At 61.9% G+C, this 18245-nt stretch carries 12 protein-coding genes; 8 read left to right on the top strand and 4 right to left on the bottom strand.

Annotation, left to right across the window (positions count from 1 at the left end; genetic code table 11):
• Positions 1-80 precede the first annotated feature (80 nt).
• The 4 genes from AC3I65_RS11800 (at position 81) to AC3I65_RS11815 (ending at position 5448) form a co-directional block, all read left to right on the top strand.
• Positions 81-911 (top strand): p-hydroxycinnamoyl CoA hydratase/lyase, encoded by an 831-nt coding sequence (locus tag AC3I65_RS11800; RefSeq protein WP_003202420.1) that lies wholly within the window; start codon positions 81-83, stop codon positions 909-911.
• A 106-nt stretch (positions 912-1017) separates the two neighbouring features.
• Positions 1018-2466 carry an aldehyde dehydrogenase gene (locus AC3I65_RS11805; RefSeq protein ID WP_076384959.1) on the top strand — a complete coding sequence of 483 codons (1449 nt, stop codon included), beginning with the start codon at positions 1018-1020 and terminating at the stop codon, positions 2464-2466.
• Positions 2467-2609: 143 nt separating this feature from the next.
• Positions 2610-4478: a feruloyl-CoA synthase gene (locus AC3I65_RS11810; RefSeq protein ID WP_047226637.1), complete on the top strand. Its 1869-nt coding sequence runs from the start codon at positions 2610-2612 to the stop codon at positions 4476-4478.
• Between the two features lie 256 nt (positions 4479-4734).
• Positions 4735-5448, top strand: coding sequence for a GntR family transcriptional regulator (locus tag AC3I65_RS11815; protein WP_047226532.1), 714 nt, complete (start codon positions 4735-4737; stop codon positions 5446-5448).
• A 129-nt stretch (positions 5449-5577) separates the two neighbouring features.
• Here AC3I65_RS11815 and AC3I65_RS11820 read toward each other — a convergent pair whose 3' ends face one another.
• Together AC3I65_RS11820 and AC3I65_RS11825 are read right to left on the bottom strand one after the other, a co-directional pair.
• Positions 5578-6528 carry a PDR/VanB family oxidoreductase gene (locus tag AC3I65_RS11820; protein WP_448693778.1) on the bottom strand — a complete coding sequence of 317 codons (951 nt, stop codon included), beginning with the start codon at positions 6526-6528 and terminating at the stop codon, positions 5578-5580.
• Entirely contained in the window at positions 6525-7601 is a 1077-nt protein-coding gene (locus tag AC3I65_RS11825) for a Rieske 2Fe-2S domain-containing protein (RefSeq protein ID WP_488523748.1), read from the bottom strand. Before AC3I65_RS11825 ends, AC3I65_RS11820 begins: the two co-directional genes overlap by 4 nt.
• Before the next feature lie 216 nt (positions 7602-7817).
• Here AC3I65_RS11825 and AC3I65_RS11830 point away from each other — a divergent pair, with 216 nt between their 5' ends.
• The 3 genes from AC3I65_RS11830 (at position 7818) to AC3I65_RS11840 (ending at position 14594) form a co-directional block, all read left to right on the top strand.
• Complete coding sequence (locus tag AC3I65_RS11830) at positions 7818-8654, top strand: AraC family transcriptional regulator (RefSeq protein ID WP_454864802.1); 837 nt, start codon at positions 7818-7820, stop codon at positions 8652-8654.
• Between the two features lie 54 nt (positions 8655-8708).
• Positions 8709-9311, top strand: a complete 603-nt coding sequence (locus AC3I65_RS11835; protein ID WP_139050347.1) for a LysE family translocator — start codon at positions 8709-8711, stop codon at positions 9309-9311.
• 180 nt (positions 9312-9491) lie between these two features.
• Positions 9492-14594, top strand: coding sequence for a dermonecrotic toxin domain-containing protein (locus tag AC3I65_RS11840; protein ID WP_488523749.1), 5103 nt, complete (start codon positions 9492-9494; stop codon positions 14592-14594).
• Between the two features lie 88 nt (positions 14595-14682).
• Here AC3I65_RS11840 and AC3I65_RS11845 read toward each other — a convergent pair whose 3' ends face one another.
• On the bottom strand, positions 14683-15636 hold the full coding sequence (locus tag AC3I65_RS11845; RefSeq protein ID WP_076384948.1) for a class I SAM-dependent methyltransferase: 954 nt from the start codon (positions 15634-15636) through the stop codon (positions 14683-14685).
• Between the two features lie 198 nt (positions 15637-15834).
• Positions 15835-16497, bottom strand: a complete 663-nt coding sequence (locus AC3I65_RS11850; RefSeq protein ID WP_047226636.1) for a murein L,D-transpeptidase catalytic domain family protein — start codon at positions 16495-16497, stop codon at positions 15835-15837.
• 180 nt (positions 16498-16677) lie between these two features.
• Here AC3I65_RS11850 and AC3I65_RS11855 point away from each other — a divergent pair, with 180 nt between their 5' ends.
• Positions 16678-18240 (top strand): L,D-transpeptidase family protein, encoded by a 1563-nt coding sequence (locus tag AC3I65_RS11855; RefSeq protein ID WP_488523750.1) that lies wholly within the window; start codon positions 16678-16680, stop codon positions 18238-18240.
• Positions 18241-18245: the final 5 nt, after the last annotated feature.

Here is an 18245-nt window from a genome sequence, read left to right on the forward strand (position 1 = left end):
ATTAATAGTTAATTGACATAACTAGTTTTCGAGTTTAATTTTTGCTCATCTTCAGCCAAGAACAAGAGAGCACGCCCGCCATGAGCAATTACGAAGGTCGCTGGAAAACGGTCAAGGTCGATATCGAGGAAGGCATTGCCTGGGTCACCCTCAATCGTCCAGAAAAACGCAACGCCATGAGTCCAACGCTCAATCGCGAGATGATCGACGTGCTGGAAACCCTGGAGCAGGACCCGGCCGCCGGTGTACTGGTGCTGACCGGGGCCGGTGATGCCTGGACGGCCGGCATGGACCTCAAGGAGTATTTCCGCGAAGTAGATGCCGGGCCTGAAATCCTGCAAGAAAAAATCCGTCGCGAAGCCTCCCAGTGGCAATGGAAACTGCTGCGCATGTACGCCAAGCCGACCATTGCCATGGTCAATGGCTGGTGCTTCGGTGGCGGCTTCAGCCCGCTGGTGGCGTGTGACCTGGCGATCTGCGCTGACGAGGCGACCTTCGGCCTTTCGGAAATCAACTGGGGCATCCCGCCCGGTAATCTGGTCAGCAAGGCCATGGCTGATACCGTGGGCCATCGCCAGTCGCTGTACTACATCATGACCGGCAAAACCTTTGGCGGGCAGAAAGCCGCCGAGATGGGACTGGTCAACGAAAGCGTGCCCCTGGCGCAACTGCGCGAAGTCACCGTTGAGCTGGCGCGTAACCTGCTGGAGAAAAACCCGGTGGTGTTGCGAGCAGCCAAGCACGGGTTCAAACGCTGCCGCGAACTGACGTGGGAGCAGAATGAGGATTACCTGTATGCCAAGCTCGATCAGTCGCGCCTGCTCGACACCGAGGGTGGTCGCGAGCAGGGGATGAAGCAGTTCCTCGACGACAAGAGCATCAAGCCGGGGTTGCAGACCTACAAGCGCTGAGACGACGGCGCGGCGGGTGTCTATCCTGCGCCCGCAGGCTGTTGTTCAAAAGCCCTTGGCGCTACTGTGAATGTGTTCCCTATAAAGACAATAAAGAGGAATCACCATGCTGGACGTGCCCCTGTTGATCGGCGGCCAGTCGTGCCCCGCCCGTGACGGTCGGACTTTCGAGCGTTGCAATCCGGTAACCGGTGAAGTGGTCTCCCGTGTGGCGGCTGCCACGCTGGAGGATGCCGACGCCGCCGTGGCCGCCGCGCAAGCTGCGTTTCCCGCCTGGGCAGCGCTGGCGCCCAATGAGCGACGCACGCGTCTGCTGCGTGCCGCCGAGCAATTGCAGGCGCGCACTGGCGAGTTCATCGCCGCTGCCGGCGAGACGGGCGCCATGGCCAACTGGTACGGTTTCAATGTGCATCTGGCGGCGAATATGCTGCGCGAAGCCGCGTCCATGACCACCCAGATCAATGGCGAAATCATTCCTTCGGATGTGCCTGGTAGTTTCGCCATGGCCCTGCGTCAGCCGTGTGGTGTGGTGCTGGGTATCGCGCCGTGGAATGCCCCGGTGATTCTCGCCACCCGCGCCATCGCCATGCCTCTGGCCTGCGGCAACACCGTGGTGCTCAAGGCTTCTGAAATCAGCCCGGCGGTGCACCGCTTGATTGGCCAGGTATTGCAGGACGCCGGACTGGGCGATGGCGTGGTCAATGTCATCTGCAATGCCCCGGCAGATGCACCGGCCATTGTCGCGCGGCTGATCGCCAACCCGGCGGTACGCCGTGTCAATTTCACCGGCTCGACCCATGTCGGGCGCATCGTTGGCGAACTATCGGCGCGCCACCTCAAGCCGGCATTACTGGAACTGGGCGGCAAGGCGCCGTTGCTGGTGCTGGATGACGCTGACTTGGATGCAGCGGTAGAAGCCGCCGCCTTCGGGGCGTACTTCAATCAGGGGCAGATTTGCATGTCCACCGAGCGGCTGATCGTCGATGCCAGCGTGGCCGATGCCTTTGTTTCCCGGCTGAGCGCCAAGATCGCCACCTTGCGTGCCGGTGATCCTGCGGCCGGTGATTCGGTATTGGGTTCGCTGGTAGACGTCAGTGCCGGCCAGCGTATCAAGGGGTTGATCGACGATGCCTTGGCCAAAGGCGCGACGCTGGTGGCGGGAGGGCAACTGGACGGCAGCATTCTGCAGCCGACCTTGCTCGACGGCGTCACTCCAGACATGCGCCTGTACCGCGAAGAGTCTTTCGGTCCGGTGGCCGTGTTGCTGCGTGGTGAAGGCGACGAAGCCTTGTTGCGCCTGGCCAACGACTCCGAGTTCGGCCTTTCGGCAGCCATTTTCAGCCGCGATACCACTCGGGCGTTGGCTTTGGCCCAACGGGTCGAGTCGGGCATCTGCCACATCAATGGTCCGACCGTGCACGACGAGGCGCAGATGCCCTTCGGTGGAGTCAAGTCCAGCGGTTACGGCAGTTTTGGCGGCAAGGCGTCCATCGAGCATTTCACCCAGTTGCGCTGGGTGACGATGCAGAACGGCGCCCGGCATTACCCGATCTGATATCCGTCGCATTGCGGGCGGCGGCGCGTGGACATCGCCGGCCCGATGCAGGCCAGACATAACAATAACAAGGCCGCAGCCAGATGCTGCCACGCTCCGCTCGCTTCGCGCGGGTTCGGCGTGCCTTGATGGAGGAAATGTACGTGAGTGTTGAGTTCAGATCGTCCTCCCGAGCCGGCCCCGGGCGCTATCGCCAGGTGTCGATTGGTCATCCAGCCGTTGAAGTCAGAGAAGAGCAGGGCATCCTGCACATGCGCTCCCTGGAGCCGTTGGCTGCGTTGCCGACGCGCTTGCTTGATCGCCTGGTGCATTGGGCCGAGGTGCGCCCGCAACAGACCTTTATTGCAGCCCGCCAGGCGGGCGGGGACTGGCGTCGAGTCAGCTATGCCCAGATGCTCGACAGCGTGCGGGCCATCGCTCAAGGTTTGTTGAGCTATGGCCTGTCAGCCGAAAAGCCCCTGGCGCTGCTATCGGGTAATGACATCGAGCACCTGCAAATGGCCCTTGGCGCGATGTACGCTGGGATTCCCTATTGCCCGGTGTCGCCGGCCTATTCGTTGCTGTCCCAGGATTTCGCCAAGCTGCGGCACGTTTGCGATTTGTTGCAGCCGGGGCTGGTGTTTGTCAGCGAGGCCGCGCCGTTTGAGCGGGCGATCAATGCGGTGCTGCCGGCGGACATCCCCTTGATCACAGTGCGCGGGGAAATGGCCGCAAGGTCCAGGGCAAGCTTTGCCAGCCTGCTGGCGCAACCCGGTGGTATTGAGGCCGAGCGGGCCTTTGCCGCCACCGGACCGGACAGCATTGCCAAGTTTCTCTTCACCTCGGGCTCCACCAAGCTGCCCAAGGCTGTGATCACTACCCAACGCATGCTCTGCGCCAATCAGCAAATGCTGTTGCAGACCTTTCCGGTGTTCGGTGAAGCGCCGCCGGTATTGGTGGATTGGTTGCCGTGGAACCACACATTCGGTGGCAGTCACAACGTCGGCATCGTGTTGTACAACGGCGGCACGTTTTACCTGGACGACGGCAAGCCCACCGCCCAGGGCTTCGCCGAAACTTTGCGCAACCTCAAGGAGATTTCTCCCACTGCGTACCTGACCGTGCCCAAAGGTTGGGAAGAGTTGGTCAGTGCCCTGGAGCAGGACGGCGAGTTGCGCGAGCGGTTCTTCGAGCGCATCAGTCTGTTCTTTTTTGCGGCAGCGGGTCTGTCCCAAAGTACTTGGGACCGGCTCGACAAGGTCGCCGAACAGCATTGCGGCGAACGCATTCGCATGATGGCCGGGCTGGGCATGACGGAGGCGTCGCCGTCTTGCACTTTTACCACCGGGCCGTTGTCCATGGCCGGTTACATCGGCTTGCCGGCACCCGGCTGCGAGGTACGGCTGGTGCCGGTGGACGGCAAGTTCGAAGGGCGCTTCCGCGGACCGCACATCATGCCCGGCTACTGGCGCTCGCCGCAGCAGACCGCTGAGGTGTTCGACGAAGACGGTTTTTACTGTTCGGGCGATGCGATCAAGTTGGCCGATCCCCATGACCCGCAATTGGGCCTGATGTTTGACGGACGGATAGCCGAGGACTTCAAGCTGTCCTCCGGGGTGTTCGTCAGTGTCGGGCCGCTGCGCAACCGAGCGGTGCTGGAGGGGACCCCGTACGTCCAGGACCTGGTGGTGACCGCGCCGGATCGCGAGTGCCTGGGCGCGCTGGTGTTCCCACGGCTGGCTGAATGCCGGCGTCTGTCAGGCCTGTCCCCGAGCGCCAGCGATGCCGAGGTCTTGGCCAGCCCACCGGTACGCCAGTGGTTTGCCGATTGGCTGCAACGTCTTAACCGCGAGGCGAGCGGCAACGCCAGCCGCGTAGAGTGGATTGCCTTGCTCGATGAGCCGCCCTCCATCGATCGTGGTGAAATCACCGACAAGGGCTCGATCAACCAACGGGCGGTGTTGCAATGGCGCGCGGCGAAAGTCGAGGCGCTGTATTGCGGCGAAGATCTGTCGATCCTGCGGGCGAACTAGTCGGTCCAGACCCAAAATCCGTGACAGCAAGGCTTGCCATCAATGTTGTCTGGTCTGCCGCCATCGCGAGCAGGCTCGCTCCCACAAGGATCTATGGCGGACCCATTGTGGGAGCGAGCCTGCTCGCGATGGCGGTCTGCCTGCCCCGCGGATTTTCCTGCGTTCGATTGCTCTTGCGTTCGCTCCATACCCCCGCCGTGACACACCGTCCCAAGCCTTCTACTATGGCGACTCTGTTTTCTCTGGAAGAACCTGGATGAGTAAGCCCGGCCAAACGGTGCTGGTCGCATTGCGCAGGATGATCGCCTCAGGCGAGCTGGCGGGCGGTGAGCGCTTGATGGAAATCCCCACGGCTGAGTTGTTCGGTGTTTCGCGAATGCCGGTGCGCATGGCGTTTCGTACCCTGGAGCAGGAAGGGCTGCTGGTGCGTTTCGGTGGTCGTGGATTCCAGGTGCGCTCGGTCAGTGCCGAGGAAATCGCCGGGGCCGTGGAAGTGCGTGGTGTGCTCGAAGGCCTGGCCGCGCGGCAAACGGCCGAGCGTGGCTTATCCGAAGAGGGGCGAGCGGCACTTGAACAATGCCTGGTGCAGGGCGACGAACTGTTTGCCAAGGGCTATGTGACCGAGGATGACCTTGAGGTCTATCACGACTTGAACATGCGCTTTCATCAGGTGATCGTCGAGGGCAGCCATAACCCGGCGATTGCCGATGCCCTGGCTCGCAACGATCACCTGCCATTTGCCTCAGTCACCGCCCTGGCGGTGGATCGTCAGAACATGGCCGGCGAATTTCGCCGCTTCAACTACGCCCACATGCAGCACCACTCGGTGTTCGATGCGCTGATCCATCGCCAGGGAGCCCGCGCCGAGGCAATCATGCGCGAACATGCCAATGCGACTTTGCGTTATGCCGAGGTGTTCGGCTCGACGTTGGCTGATGAGCGGATGAAGGTGATTGTTCGGTCGCAGTGAGCGCGCATACGGCTGGGGGAGCTAAGCTTGCTTGCGATAGCCGTCTGTCAGCCGATAGCAATGCTGACTGAGTCGCCGCCATCGCGAGCAAGCTTTGCTCCCACAAAGCTCTTCCCACAGGGTATTGGGTCAGATATCCAACACCAAAAGTGGCGTCTTCGAGCGGGAGCAGCACGGCGTGAACTGGTCGTTGCAAGCCTGTTCAGCCTCGGTCAAAAACATATCCCGGTGCTCCGGCACACCTTCCAGCACACGCGTCAGGCAGGTGCCGCACACGCCCTGTTCGCAGGAGATCGGAATCTCGATGCCATGGCTTTCCAGCACCTGGACCACGCTTCGGTCGGCGGGTACTTCGAAGACCTGACCGCTGCTGGCGACTTTCACCGAGAAGCTGCCGTCCGAGCGGGCGTCGGTGGGCGCAGCGGCAAAGTACTCGCGGTGCACACAGCTTTCCCGCCAGCCCTGAACCTTGGCGGTGTCGAGGACATGCTGCATGAAGCCACCGGGACCGCACACATAGAGGTGCAGATCCTCACTGGGGGCGGCCAGGACCCTGGCGGCGTCCAGCATGGTTGCAGGCTCTTCATCGAAGTGCAGAAACACCCGGTCTGAATAAGGCGATTGGCGCAAGCGTTCGATAAAGGCTGCACGCTCCCTGGACCTGGCGCAGTAATGCAGCTCGAACGCCGCACCGCTCTGGGCCAGGTGTTCGGCCATGCACAGGATCGGCGTAATACCGATACCGCCGGCAAACAGCAGGCTGCGTCGAGCCTCGGGGGCGAGGGGGAACAGGTTGCGCGGTTCGCTGATCAGCAAGCGCGCGCCTGGCAGAATCTGTTCATGCAAATTGCGCGAACCGCCTCGGGACGCGGCATCCTTGAGCACCCCGATGAGGTAGCGATGCCGTTCCTCGGGATGATTGCACAGCGAGTACTGACGAATCATGCCGTTGGGCAGGTGTACGTCGATATGGGCACCGGCGGTGAACGCCGGTAAAGGCTGGCCGTCGACACTCGTCAGCTCGTAGCTGCAAATGTCCTGGGCTTCGTTGTGTCGCGCCGTGACCTGGACTTCAATCATGCTCGCTGCTCTCCCTGATGGGTGCTGGCAATCAATCCCGCTTGTGGCTCGCGCTCACGGGCAATCCAACGATCCAGCAGTCGACGCGACTGCACGCCGCCGGCATCGATATTGAGCTTGAGCAGGCTGCGTTGCGGGTGATCCAGCAGGTTGCGCTGCTGGCGTTCGAGCATTTCCAGGTCTTCGCTGAAAATCTTGCCCTGGCCTTCGCGAATGCTGGCGGTCAGTGCTTCGTCCTGGGGCTGGAAATGCCGGGCCATGCCCCAGAAGTACCAGATGGATGTCTCGGTTTCCGGGGTGATGAAGTCCACCACGATGCTGGACGCCTTGAACTGCGGCGCGGCGTGATACCCGCCGTTGCCGGCATGGGCCACGCCGACTTCGATCAGGACATGGCTGGGCGGGGTGAAACGGCAGATCTGCCAGCGGTCCACCGGCACGTCGTCGGCCAGGTTGTTGCCGCGCAAGGCCATGCGCCAGAAGGGCGGGGCCATGATGTTTTCCATGTGCCGGGCGGTGACCACTTCGTCACCTTCGACCGTGGTCACCGGCGGCGCCTCGTCGATTTCCTTCTGGCCGATGCTGGAGGCGTGCACGTAGGTTTCGTGGGTCAGGTCCATCAGGTTGTCGATCATCAGGCGGTAATCGCACTGGATATGGAACAGGCCGCCGCCGTACGCCCACTCGTCACTTTCGGCCCATTCAAGATGATGGATCAGCGTCGGGTCAGCCAAGGCCTGGTCACCGGGCCAGACCCAGATAAACCCATGACGCTCCTGCACCGCAAACGTCTTGTTGCAAGGGAACCCCCGGACCCGTTGCCCGGGCATTTCGACGGTCTTGCCGTCGCACCCCATCACCAGCCCGTGATAGCCGCACACCAGGTTACCGTTTTCGACATAACCCAAAGAGAGCGGGGCGCCGCGATGGGGGCAGAAGTCCTCGACAGCCGCGACCTTGCCTTCATGCCCACGGTAGAAAACCATCTTCTCGCCGCAGATCTGGCGGCCCAGAGGTTTGTCAGCGATTTCATCGGGGGTGCAGGCAACGTACCAGGTGTTCTTGGGATACATGACGGATCTCCGGGCGGATGTTGTTGTGCTTATGGATCCATTAACTCTCTTAACTATTTCGGTTGTCAATATTTTTGGTGTCCTGGTAGACGGTTGGCAGTCTTTAATGGATCCATTTGCTTCGTTTCGGCGAAAACAAAACTGCACAAATCTTCCAGACACCCTCGCCGCCAGCGGTTAACCTGCTCGTGCTGATACACAAAAACGAGACTGCCCATGACAACGCGCAACTGGATCGATCTCAAGCAGGACCCCACGTCCGGCATCGAGACCGTGCGCGCGCATTTCGAGGGGCATGCCTACGATCCCCATTGGCACGACGCCTATCTGGTGGGCGTGACCGAACAGGGCGTGCAGCAGTTCCATTGTCGCCGCCAGCAGCACAACAGCACGCCGGGCAAGGTGTTTCTGCTCGAGCCTGGCGAGTTGCATGACGGCAACGCGCCCCACGCCAGCGGTTTCACCTATCGCACGTTGTACCTCGAGCCACAGTGGCTGGAGCGCGAACTGCGGTCGTTGTTCGACGTGGCTCCGGATAATGCACAGCTGGGATTCGCCGCCACCCTGGCCGACGATGCGCGGCTGGCGAACGCCACGGCCATGGCGTTCCAGAGTTTGCATCAGCAGGAGATGCGCATCGTGCGCCAGACGGCCCTCGACACCTTGCTGGCCAACCTGACCCAGCACCTGCACTGGCGTGCGCGGATCAATCCCGATCCGCGCCTGCCATTGGTGGCGCAGCAGGCCCGTGATTATCTGCACAGTCATCTGAGTGAAGACATCGGGCTGGATGACCTGGCACGGGTCACCGGGGTGGACCGTTTTCGCCTGACCCGGGCGTTCAAGGCCGCGTTCGGTCTCGCCCCCCATGCCTATCTGATCCAGTTACGCCTGGCCCGGGCCCGGCGCTTGCTGGCCCGTGGCGAAAGCGCGGTGGCGGTGGCGGCGATACTCGGTTTTGCCGACCAGAGTCATTTGGGTCGCTGGTTCCAGCGCGCCTATCGCCTGAGCCCGGCGGACTATCGCAAGCGTTGCTCAAACGTTCCAGACTGAGCGCGGTTGGGTGGGGAATGATCAGGCTACGATCATTCACCGAGATGTTGCTCCATGGACCAGTTGCTGCCGTTCGCCTTGTTCGCCTTTGTTGCCTCCATCACCCCGGGCCCGACCAATATCCTGGTGCTGAGCCACAGCTCGCGCTTTGGCCTGGCGACCACCTTGCCAATCATCCTCGGCGCCTGCGCCGCCGCAGCCTTGTTGGTGTTGTTGGTGGGCACTGGATTGGGCGATGTGCTGGCCCGTCATGCAACGCTCCAGACTTTGCTGTCATGGGCCGGAATTGCCTGGTTGAGCTGGATGGCCTGGCAAATATTCAGCACGCCAGTCCAGGCCATCGACCCTGAGCGACCCATTGAGGGTCCGCGTCTTGGCTTGGCGGGGGCGGCCGGTTTGCAGTTGGTCAATCCCAAGACCTGGATGATGGCATTGGCGGTGGTCAGCGTCTTCGCCGGCACCGAGGCCGACCGCACCGTGCGGGTGCTCTGGCTGTCCCTGGCGTTCTTCGCGATTTCGATCCCATGCATGACCGCCTGGGCGTATCTGGGCCTCGGCGCCGCCAGATTCTGCCGATCCACCGTGGCCATGGGGCGGTTCAATCGGATCATGGCGGTGTTGTTGCTGATGTCGGCGTGGTTGACGTTGGTGGTGTGATCCTGATCAGGCGCAAGCATTTGATGCAGACCTGTCAGCGACTGGCCATGGAACCTGCAACCCCTTGCAACGGTTGGGCGGTTTAAAAACAAGCTCATTTTGGAGAGGATCGCCCACGCCCCGGCTTAGTGTATTTCAAAATTTCAGATGCTTAATCGACCCCAAGGAAGGAGGTCCTTCATGTCCACTGTCGATTCCCATATCGATTTCATCCAGGCCAGGCTACCGGCCTGGTTGAAACAAGCTTCGCGCCACCGCCAAGAGCGTTTCAAGGTCCTTGCCCAGCAATTGCAGCGCGACAGCGATGCGCTGAACGCACTGCTTATCGACCTGCCAGCGCCGGAACCCTTCACACTCAATTTGCTACAGGCTCAGCCACCCATGCAGGCCTGGCGCCCGATCAATGGCCGCGGCAGTGTTTGCGACGCAGTACGGCGGGCAAGGGTCAGGCGCGAGCACTTCGGCCCCTCTCTGTCGGTGGTGGAGGCCGCCATGCGCAACTTTCCTCCTGCTGATGCGGCCACCGGCAGTTCTTTCGATAAAACCGGCGAGCTTTTCATCAAGGGCAAGCCTGGAGAGTTTTACCGTTGGGGCGCGCCGTCAGACACCACAGCATTGCCCACGACCCCTGCCAGTTTTGCCCGAGTCTGTCGGCAGGTGGATGTGGGCGGTGCCTACCAGCGTCTGCTCAAGCAACGCCTGCCGCCTATCGGCGACGAGGTTCCTGTCGTGGCTGACGCCTATATGGCCTACGCGCGCAGTCTGCTCGCCTATGACGCGTACGAGGCGAAGCTGGATGGACGCCTGGACGACACCGGCGAGCGACTGTTGGCCTATGTCGGGGTGCGCCTCGAAGATCGTCTGGTGGCTTCCCTGGCGTGTGAGGTCAAGGGCCTGGAGGTGCTGTCTGCGCCGTTGTTCGGCGCACGGGTGTATTGGGGGCTGAAAGGGGACGCAAAAGGTGTTCGCCCGGTCGTCTTGCACCTGCCCTATGACGTAGTGGCCCCGATCAGGCAATTTCCCAGCCTGCAGGCCATGGCCGCAAAGCTGACCGAACTGGTGCGCAAACGCAGTTACCGCCAGAGCCTGATGCGTTACCTGCCGGTACGCTTGCAGGCCCGCTTAGGTGAGGCCCTGCATGACCAAGTGGAGTGGGAGATAAAAGACAACCTCAACCTTTTCCAGGAAATCCACGCGCGTATTGTGGGTTGGCGTGAAGGCGAGCTTGGCGAGGAGGGTAATCCCCGGCGCATTCGCGTGCCTGTTCCCCACGTCCCCTGGACCCTTAGCGATGTTCGCGAGGATCACTGGAATGATCGCTATCACGAATGGCGCACCCACACCCTGAGCAATGCCTCGGCGCTGATGATCTCGACCCGGGACCAGGACTGGCAGGCATTGCTGGCACGCCTGGAGTATTGGGAAGGCCTTGCCGAGCGTTCATTGATGCTGGCTGTCAGCTTCATTCCGTTCTGCGCTCCCATGGGGATGGCTGCGGCGGCGGTGGGCGGGGTGCGCCTGGTGTATGAGTTCTTTGAAGGTATCCAGGCGCTCAACGAAGGCCACGCGCAAGAAGGCATCAATCACATCTTCAACGTGCTGTTCGGGGTCGCCCAAGGTGCCTATCTGGGTTTCATCGGCGGGGCTGTTGAACCCATGCCCTTGCATGACGGCACGACGCGGCTGTGGAATGGCGATGTCACGCCCTTCCAGGCGCGACGCTTGCCGCCTGTGGAGGCCGAGCAGGACGCCTGGGGTGTCTGGCGTACGCCAGACGAGGCATGGGTGCGGATCGATGGTCGTTATTTCGAGGTGCAAGGCACCGGCGAGGCCCTGGGGCTGCGCCTGCCTGCCGGTCACCGAGGCGTGACCCCGCCTCTGGAGTGGAGCCGCGCGCGCGGGTGGCAATGGGCACACCGCAATCCCTTGCAGCGAAGCAATCTGGAGTTGCTGCGCAACTTTGTCGAGACGCCCGCCGAGCTGGACGACGCTATGCTCCTGGCCGTACAGCAGCAGGTCGGTATCAGCGAGGCGCATCTGCGCTACCTGCAAGTAGGCGGGCAGCCAATGCCGGCCATATTCGCCGATGCCCTCGCTGAGGCACGCAACTGGCAATGGGTGCAGCAGACCGTTGGACGCTTGCGCGCGGGTGAAGCACCCGGGAGCGCGCACATTCAGGTCACGCAAACCCTTGTGGATTTGCCCGGTTGGCCTGCGGACATGACGCTGCGCTTGCACGATGGCGAGCAGGTTCACTCCGTGGGCGACAGGGCCACCATGCGTTTTCTCGATCTGGACAAAGCGGACCTGGAGCATCATGCCTGGGCGGAGCGTATCCTGGCCGGTCTTCGCGCGGACGAACAGCGCGTGCTGCTGGGGCAGAGTTCTATCGGCCTGCGCCCGGTGGAAAGCAGTCGGTTGTTGGCCGGCCGCTGGGCCGATTATCTTGAGCGCAATGTTACGCAGGTGACGGCTGGCATGGCCTCGTCCACCCGGCTCGATCCGTTGGCCGCTCCGATAGTTCGGGCTTTTTCCGGGCTGCCTGAATCCATCGCCAACGAGCTTGCCCGGCAGTCTCAGGGCCAGGACCGGGTGCGGCTGCAAGCAGGCCGGGTGACGGGACGCCTGGGTAAACAATGCGTAGAAGCCCTGACTGAGCTGCGCCTGACTCGAGCCTTGCGCGATCTTGAGCGGGGTGAAAGCAGCGCGGACCGGGATCGCATTGTCATGGGCCTACTTGGCAATGCGCCGCAACTGCAAGGCCGGTTGCACCTGCGGCTGTTGTCGGACAAGTTGTTGGCTCCGCTCGAGGTGGGAGAGAACGGCCCCTTGAAAGTCATCCGCCAGGACGGCGGGAAATACCATCCCTTCGACGAAAGGGGAAATGAGCTGGCTGGGGATTCGAGCCTCGAAGAGGCGCTGCTCAGAGCGATGCCGGATGAGGCACGCAACGCGCTCGGCTTGAACATCTGGGCGTCGACCACCCTTCGCAAGGTGCTGATGGAGCAAGCCCTTGGCGATCGCCAGAGGCTGCGTACGTACCTGTCGCTCAAACGCACGGGCAACGACGCAGCTGCCCTGCAATGGCAGAACGGACGCCTGGGTTATCCGCTCAGTGGGCGCGGGAAACTTCCTTTGCAGGGCTGGCGCCACCGTGTGGAAGGGCGTCTTGAACGCCTGTTTCCCTACTATGCCGGGGAATCGCTGGCCAGGCTTCAGCGTAGCCTGGCCGATCAGGCCAGGCGCGAAGGCATCAGCCTGGACACCCTGGTGACCCGGTTGAGCAACGATTGGGCAACGCTGGACGAAGGCCTGCGTCAGTGGGAGGTCCATGAGGGGGTTCATCACCCCGTCGAGAGCGAATATACCCGTGCAGATACCATCGCCATGCGCAGGGAGGTGGCGCAGGAGATCCGTCGCGCCTGGCGCCGTGAGCCGGATCCGCTCAGGGAGGATAGCGAGCTGACTCTACGTCTGTCGGGGTTGAACATCGGCCGGCTTCCTCCCATCAGCGCACGTTTCGAGCATATTGAAGAGCTGACGTTGGCTCATCTGGGGCTGAGCGAAGATCCTTCGAATTTCCTGAGGTTGTTTCCCAATATCGACACGCTGCGCCTGCATGGCAATGAGCTCACCGCCGTGCCGGTAGCGGCGGGTGAGTTTCGCTCTCTGGAGGAGCTGTCATTGGGCAGAAATCCGCTCAATATGAATGCGGACACCTTTGCCCCCTTGATCGGCGCCGACCGTGCTACTGGTTTGCGAGAGCTGCAGCTGTCCGAGGTGAGCAGTGGCTCGGACCCCGTGGCCAGTGCCAGTATGGTCGCGGCCATCGGCCGCCTGGCTGAGTTGCCGTCCCTGCGTGAACTCGTCTGGTCCGACAACTTGCATTTCACCCCCCAGGAGCTGGAGGCCATCACCGCTTTACCAGGATTGCAAGCGCTGGACCTGGTTCGTTGTGGCCTTCGTCTGGATGAACAGGGCAGTGCATTCTTGCGTGCCGCCACGGCCCTTGAGGACCTGCGCTTGAGCGGTAACAACTGCCGGGAATTACCCGATCTGCCGGAGCTTGCGCACCTCAAGGAGCTGGAGCTGGCCAACGCGGGGCTCGATCGGGTACCTGCATTAGCGCTGGCACTGTTGGCCAGGCCTTCATCCGATCCGATCTTCCTCGACCTCAAGGGCAATCGCATCAGCAACATCCAGGAAGATCTGATTCCTGCCCTTGGCAACATGCCGAAGACGAACACCCTTGGGCTCTGGCTCGAAGATAATCCACTGCCCAGCACCCAGATCCGCGCCCTTCGCGCATTGGACCCCGAGGCCTTTCGCTACACCGTCGATGACTGGCTCCGTGACTTCCCCGACCTCAAGAGTGCATTGGAAGTGGCTCGCGACGATGCCGGAGGGCGACGCTTCATCGATTGGTTCTGCGGCGCCATCCGTGACGCAGACGCCGATCAACCAGGCGGCCTGGCCCTGGGAGATCGTCAGAGGGCTGCCGGTATCCTGCAGTACTACACTGGCTACCCCGACCTTTATACCGAGCTGTCGGGGCGTATCGCAGATTTCGACCAGCAATTGGCCCAACTGCGTACCCGCTTGCAAGCGCGGGTTCTGGACAGGCAAACACCAGACGTTGCCGAGCTAGAGCTGCATTTCCTCATGTTCGGTTCGGTTCAGCGTGCCCGCCTCGAACCCCAGGGCATACACTTTTCGAGGTTCCTGACCAACCATTATGACTATTGGGGCCAGGTGTTAAGCGGCCGATATCCCGAGCTTGTGCAACGCCGGGCCGCGATGACCCGTGAGGGTTTCATCAACTGGCTCAGTGACGCACAGGACACATTCAACAGCAATGATCAAACGCCCCGCGTAGGGGAACTGGCCTGGCGCCCGTATCTGGGGTTGATGTCTCGCGATTGGCTCGACGGCCTGGCCATCTGGGACACGGTGGAGGAAAACCTGGTGGATGCCTTCAGCGAGCCGGTGGATCCCTCCCATTGGCCGCAGGTATTGCTGGATAACCTGGCGCAACCGGACGCCGACCTGCCCAGCGCCCTGGAGTCAATCACCCAGCCCACCGGGACGATGTGGTATCGGGTGAGGCTCGAGGCCGTAGCAGATGTGAACTGGGCCGCAGGCGAGCCGGTGACGCTCACCGAAGACCAATTGCGGCGCACCATGGCGATCTACCGTTCGGTCAAGAGCCGGGAAGTCGAGGCCATGGTGCATCGGATAACCACTGGCCTGGTCACCCCTTGGTGGTCGCTGCGACCGCAATAACCTGTGCCGGCACACCTGCCGCGAAGCTGTGGCGAGGGCGTAAATCTCCTCGCCACAGCGCCCTTGCAAAGGGGCGCATCAGGCATCGTTACACGGCGCAGCCATCGTCGCGGGTGAACACCAATGCCTTCAAGCCGCACTCCATATCCGCGTCGGGAAACTCCGGGGGATTGGCCAGGCGTTCCACGAACTTCAGGCCAGGCGCTTCGCGGGTGACGCCGTCGATGAGGAAGTCCGGGCCGGTGGCGGGGTCGTTGCTGCAGGCCAGGACCGTGCCAGTGGCGCACAACAGTTCCGGCAAGCGCCGCAGGACTCGCTGATAGTCCTTGGTCAGCAGGAAGCTGCCTTTCTGAAAGGTGGGGGGATCGATGATGACCAGGTCATAAGGGCCGCTGTTGATCACCTTGCCCCATGACTTGAACAAGTCGTGGCCAAGAAAACTCACCTGGCTCAGGTCATGGCCGTTCAGGCGATGGTTGTCGCGGCCACGACTCAAGGCCGCGCGCGACATGTCCAGGTTGACCACATGCTGTGCACCGCCGGCGATGGCTGCCACGGAAAAACCGCAGGTGTAGGCGAACAGATTCAACACTCGCTTGCCGCTAGCGTTGGCGCGAACCCAGTCGCGGCCGTAGCGCATGTCGAGGAAAAGACCGTTGTTCTGCTTCTTGCCCAGGTCGATCCGATAGCGCAAGCCGCCTTCGACCAAGGTCCATTCGTCCAGAGCCTCACCCACCAGCCACTGGGTAAGGCTGTCGGGAAGGTAACGGTGTTGCACGGCCAGCGTATGGGCCTTGCTCTGTTGCCAGGCCGGGGTAACGGTGAGGGCGAGCAGCGTGGACATCAGATTGTCCAACTGCGTCGGCTCAGGCTGCTTGAACAACGAAACCAGCATCACCCCTTGTAGCCAGTCGACGGTGATCTGCTCCAACCCCGGCCAGCAGCGACCGCGGCCATGGAACAGGCGCCGGGTTTCTTCCGGCACCGAGGTCAGGGCCGTCAGTAAATGGGTCTGCAGGGTTTGAAGGGCTTCAGGGTTCATCGGACAAGGCCAGCAATGCGAAAGGCCGGCATTTTAACCAGCCTTTCAGCAGGTGCAATCTGTGGCGAGGGGATTTATCCCCGCTGGCTGCAAAGCAGCCCTGCCTGCCAACTCGGTGTGCCAGGAAGATGGAGTCTGCTGCATTGGGGCTGCTTCGCAGCCCAGCGGGGATAAATCCCCTCGCCACAAAGGTGCTACCTAACTGCCGCTAGTAGCCAAAATGCTCGCAACCTGTTGCGGCTGGCAGTTGAGGTAGGCCGAACGCTTGAGCCAGCTCGGGTCCGGGTACCAGGAAAACATGAATTGCCCGTCTTTAAGTTTGTCGATCACCTTGCGCGCCACCTGCGGGCGGACGGCAGGGCAGCCCAGGCTGCGGCCGATGCGCCCCTGACGCACGCTCCACAGCGGGTTCACATAATCGGCGGCGTGGATCACGATCGCGCGGTCGCGGGCCAGGTCATTGAAGCCCGGCTCCAGACCGTCCATGCGCAACGAGTATCCATGGGCGCCCTGATAACTTTCCTGAGTGCGAAACAGTCCCAGGCTCGACTGGAAACTGCCCAGGCGATTGGAGAACTGCGTGGCGAAGTTTTCCCCGGATTTTTGCCCGTGGGCCACCAGATCGCGCAATACCAGCTTCTTCTGGCGCAGGTCGAAGATCCACAGGCGACGGGCCGTGGAAGGTTGCGAGTAGTCGATGACCGCTAGGTGGCGGGCTGGGCGAGCGCCGTTGGCGACAGCGCATTGCATGGCGCTCAAGGCACTTTTGAGCGCTTGGGGATTGAGTTCCGGCGCCGCGTGGGTGAGGCTGTTGTAAAGCGGCTGAGAATTTCCTTTGTCGGCCAGCGCCGGGCTGCACATCACGCCAAGGCCGGTGATGACCAGGCAGAGTCGGCGCAAGAGGCTTGCTGAAGATGGAAAATTCCCACGGTGGTGTTCGTTTGCGGCATCCCGTCCGATTTGGTTTGTTTGCATGATGGCGGGTCGTACCTGTCGCAAAGTTGACCGTCAACGGGACGGCCATGGATTGGAGTAAAGCAGTTGTTCAAAAAGTCCGCATGTTACCTGAGCCTTTTATTGCTCACTGCGCCATTGGTCGCAACAGCCGAGCAAAGCGATCCGGCATTGGTGCAAACCACCTTGGCCCAGCTGTCGATCAACTGTCCCGAGCTGGCCGCAGGCGTCGACTTTCCGACGATGATGAGTTTGCAGGCGTTCTACGAGCAAAACGCAGGCCAGGACGTCTGGTCGGACGATGAGCGACGGATGGCGTTGCAGGCACAGTTGCAGCAACTGGCCGACGACGGACTGGACCCGGCACGCTACAGCTTGCCCGCAGAAGGAACCGCCCAAAACCCCCATTGTGTAGACATCGCCATCAGTCAGCGCTACTTGCAAGCGCTGTATGAGCTGCGTTTCGGATACCTGCCTCAGGACCGCCTGGAGCCGGTATGGAAGGCCGACCCGCTGCCGCAGGATCGTCAGGCCGAGGTGTTGGCCATTGCCGCGTCGGGCCTGCACGACTTGGACGAGGCCTTTGAGCAGGCCCGGCCGAGCCTGGCGCTGTATCGCAACTTGCGTGAACTTTACGCCCGGCAACGGCAACAGCCCTTGCCCGAATGGCAACCGGTGCCCGGCGGCCCGTTGTTGCACCCGGACAAGCGGGACGCCCGCGTACCGGCCCTGGCCCAGCGATTGTTCAGCGAAGGCTATTTCAGCGCGCCCCCCGTGATCATCGACGATCACTACAACCCCGACCTGGTGGCAGCGATGAAAAGCTTCCAGCTTCACCATTCGCTGCAAGCCGATGGGGTAGTGGGGCCATGGACGGTGACGGAGCTGAACATCAGCCCGTTCATGCGGCGCGAGCAGTTGCGCGTCAATCTGGAGCGCATGCGCTGGCTGGCCCGGGACCTGGAGCCGGACAGCGTACTGGTCAATGTGGCGGCGGCCCGGTTGACGGTCTACCAGGACGGCGCAGCGGTCTGGCAAACCCGCACCCAAGTGGGCCGCGCGGACCGGGAAACACCATTGCTCAAGTCCCGAGTGACACGACTGACACTCAACCCGACCTGGACCATCCCCCCGACTATCATGCGTGAAGACAAACTGCCTGAGATTCGTCGCGACCCAGAGTTCTTGAGTCGACACAACCTGAGGGTGATCGATCGCGATGGCTTGCCGTTACTGGCCCAGGACATCGATTGGGAGCATCCCGGCGGCCTCATGCTGCGCCAGGACCCCGGTCCGCAAAACCCACTGGGTAAAATGGCGATCCGCTTTCCCAACCCGTTTTCCGTGTACCTGCATGACACGCCCAGCCAGTCACTGTTCAGCAAGGAACCGCGGGCGTTCAGTTCGGGGTGTGTGCGAGTCGAACAGGCCATGCAGTTGCGTGACTGGTTGGTGAGCCCGACTGAACGTCTGCGCACCGACACGCTGCTGGCCAGCGGGCTGACTCATGAGTTCAGGCTGGCCAGGCCGGTGCCGATTCTGTTGGGCTACTGGACAGTGCAAGCCGACAACCAGGGGCAGGCGGTGTACATCCCGGATATCTACAAGCGTGATCAGCTCCTCTCCGCCGCCAAGGGCAGCGTGCTCTGATGGCG

This window comes from Pseudomonas sp. N-1-13 (genome assembly GCF_057787095.1).

What these genes read in the sequence shown, in the direction of transcription:
- AC3I65_RS11805 (WP_076384959.1), top strand. Translation starts at nt 1,018, where the DNA reads ATGCTGGACGTGCCCCTGTTGATCGGCGGCCAGTCGTGCCCCGCCCGT.
- AC3I65_RS11830 (WP_454864802.1), top strand. Translation starts at nt 7,818, where the DNA reads ATGACAACGCGCAACTGGATCGATCTCAAGCAGGACCCCACGTCCGGC.
- AC3I65_RS11850 (WP_047226636.1), bottom strand. Translation starts at nt 16,497, where the DNA reads ATGTGCAGCCCGGCGCTGGCCGACAAAGGAAATTCTCAGCCGCTTTAC.
- AC3I65_RS11815 (WP_047226532.1), top strand. Translation starts at nt 4,735, where the DNA reads ATGAGTAAGCCCGGCCAAACGGTGCTGGTCGCATTGCGCAGGATGATC.
- AC3I65_RS11835 (WP_139050347.1), top strand. Translation starts at nt 8,709, where the DNA reads ATGGACCAGTTGCTGCCGTTCGCCTTGTTCGCCTTTGTTGCCTCCATC.
- AC3I65_RS11800 (WP_003202420.1), top strand. Translation starts at nt 81, where the DNA reads ATGAGCAATTACGAAGGTCGCTGGAAAACGGTCAAGGTCGATATCGAG.
- AC3I65_RS11845 (WP_076384948.1), bottom strand. Translation starts at nt 15,636, where the DNA reads ATGAACCCTGAAGCCCTTCAAACCCTGCAGACCCATTTACTGACGGCC.
- AC3I65_RS11820 (WP_448693778.1), bottom strand. Translation starts at nt 6,528, where the DNA reads ATGATTGAAGTCCAGGTCACGGCGCGACACAACGAAGCCCAGGACATT.
- AC3I65_RS11825 (WP_488523748.1), bottom strand. Translation starts at nt 7,601, where the DNA reads ATGTATCCCAAGAACACCTGGTACGTTGCCTGCACCCCCGATGAAATC.
- AC3I65_RS11840 (WP_488523749.1), top strand. Translation starts at nt 9,492, where the DNA reads ATGTCCACTGTCGATTCCCATATCGATTTCATCCAGGCCAGGCTACCG.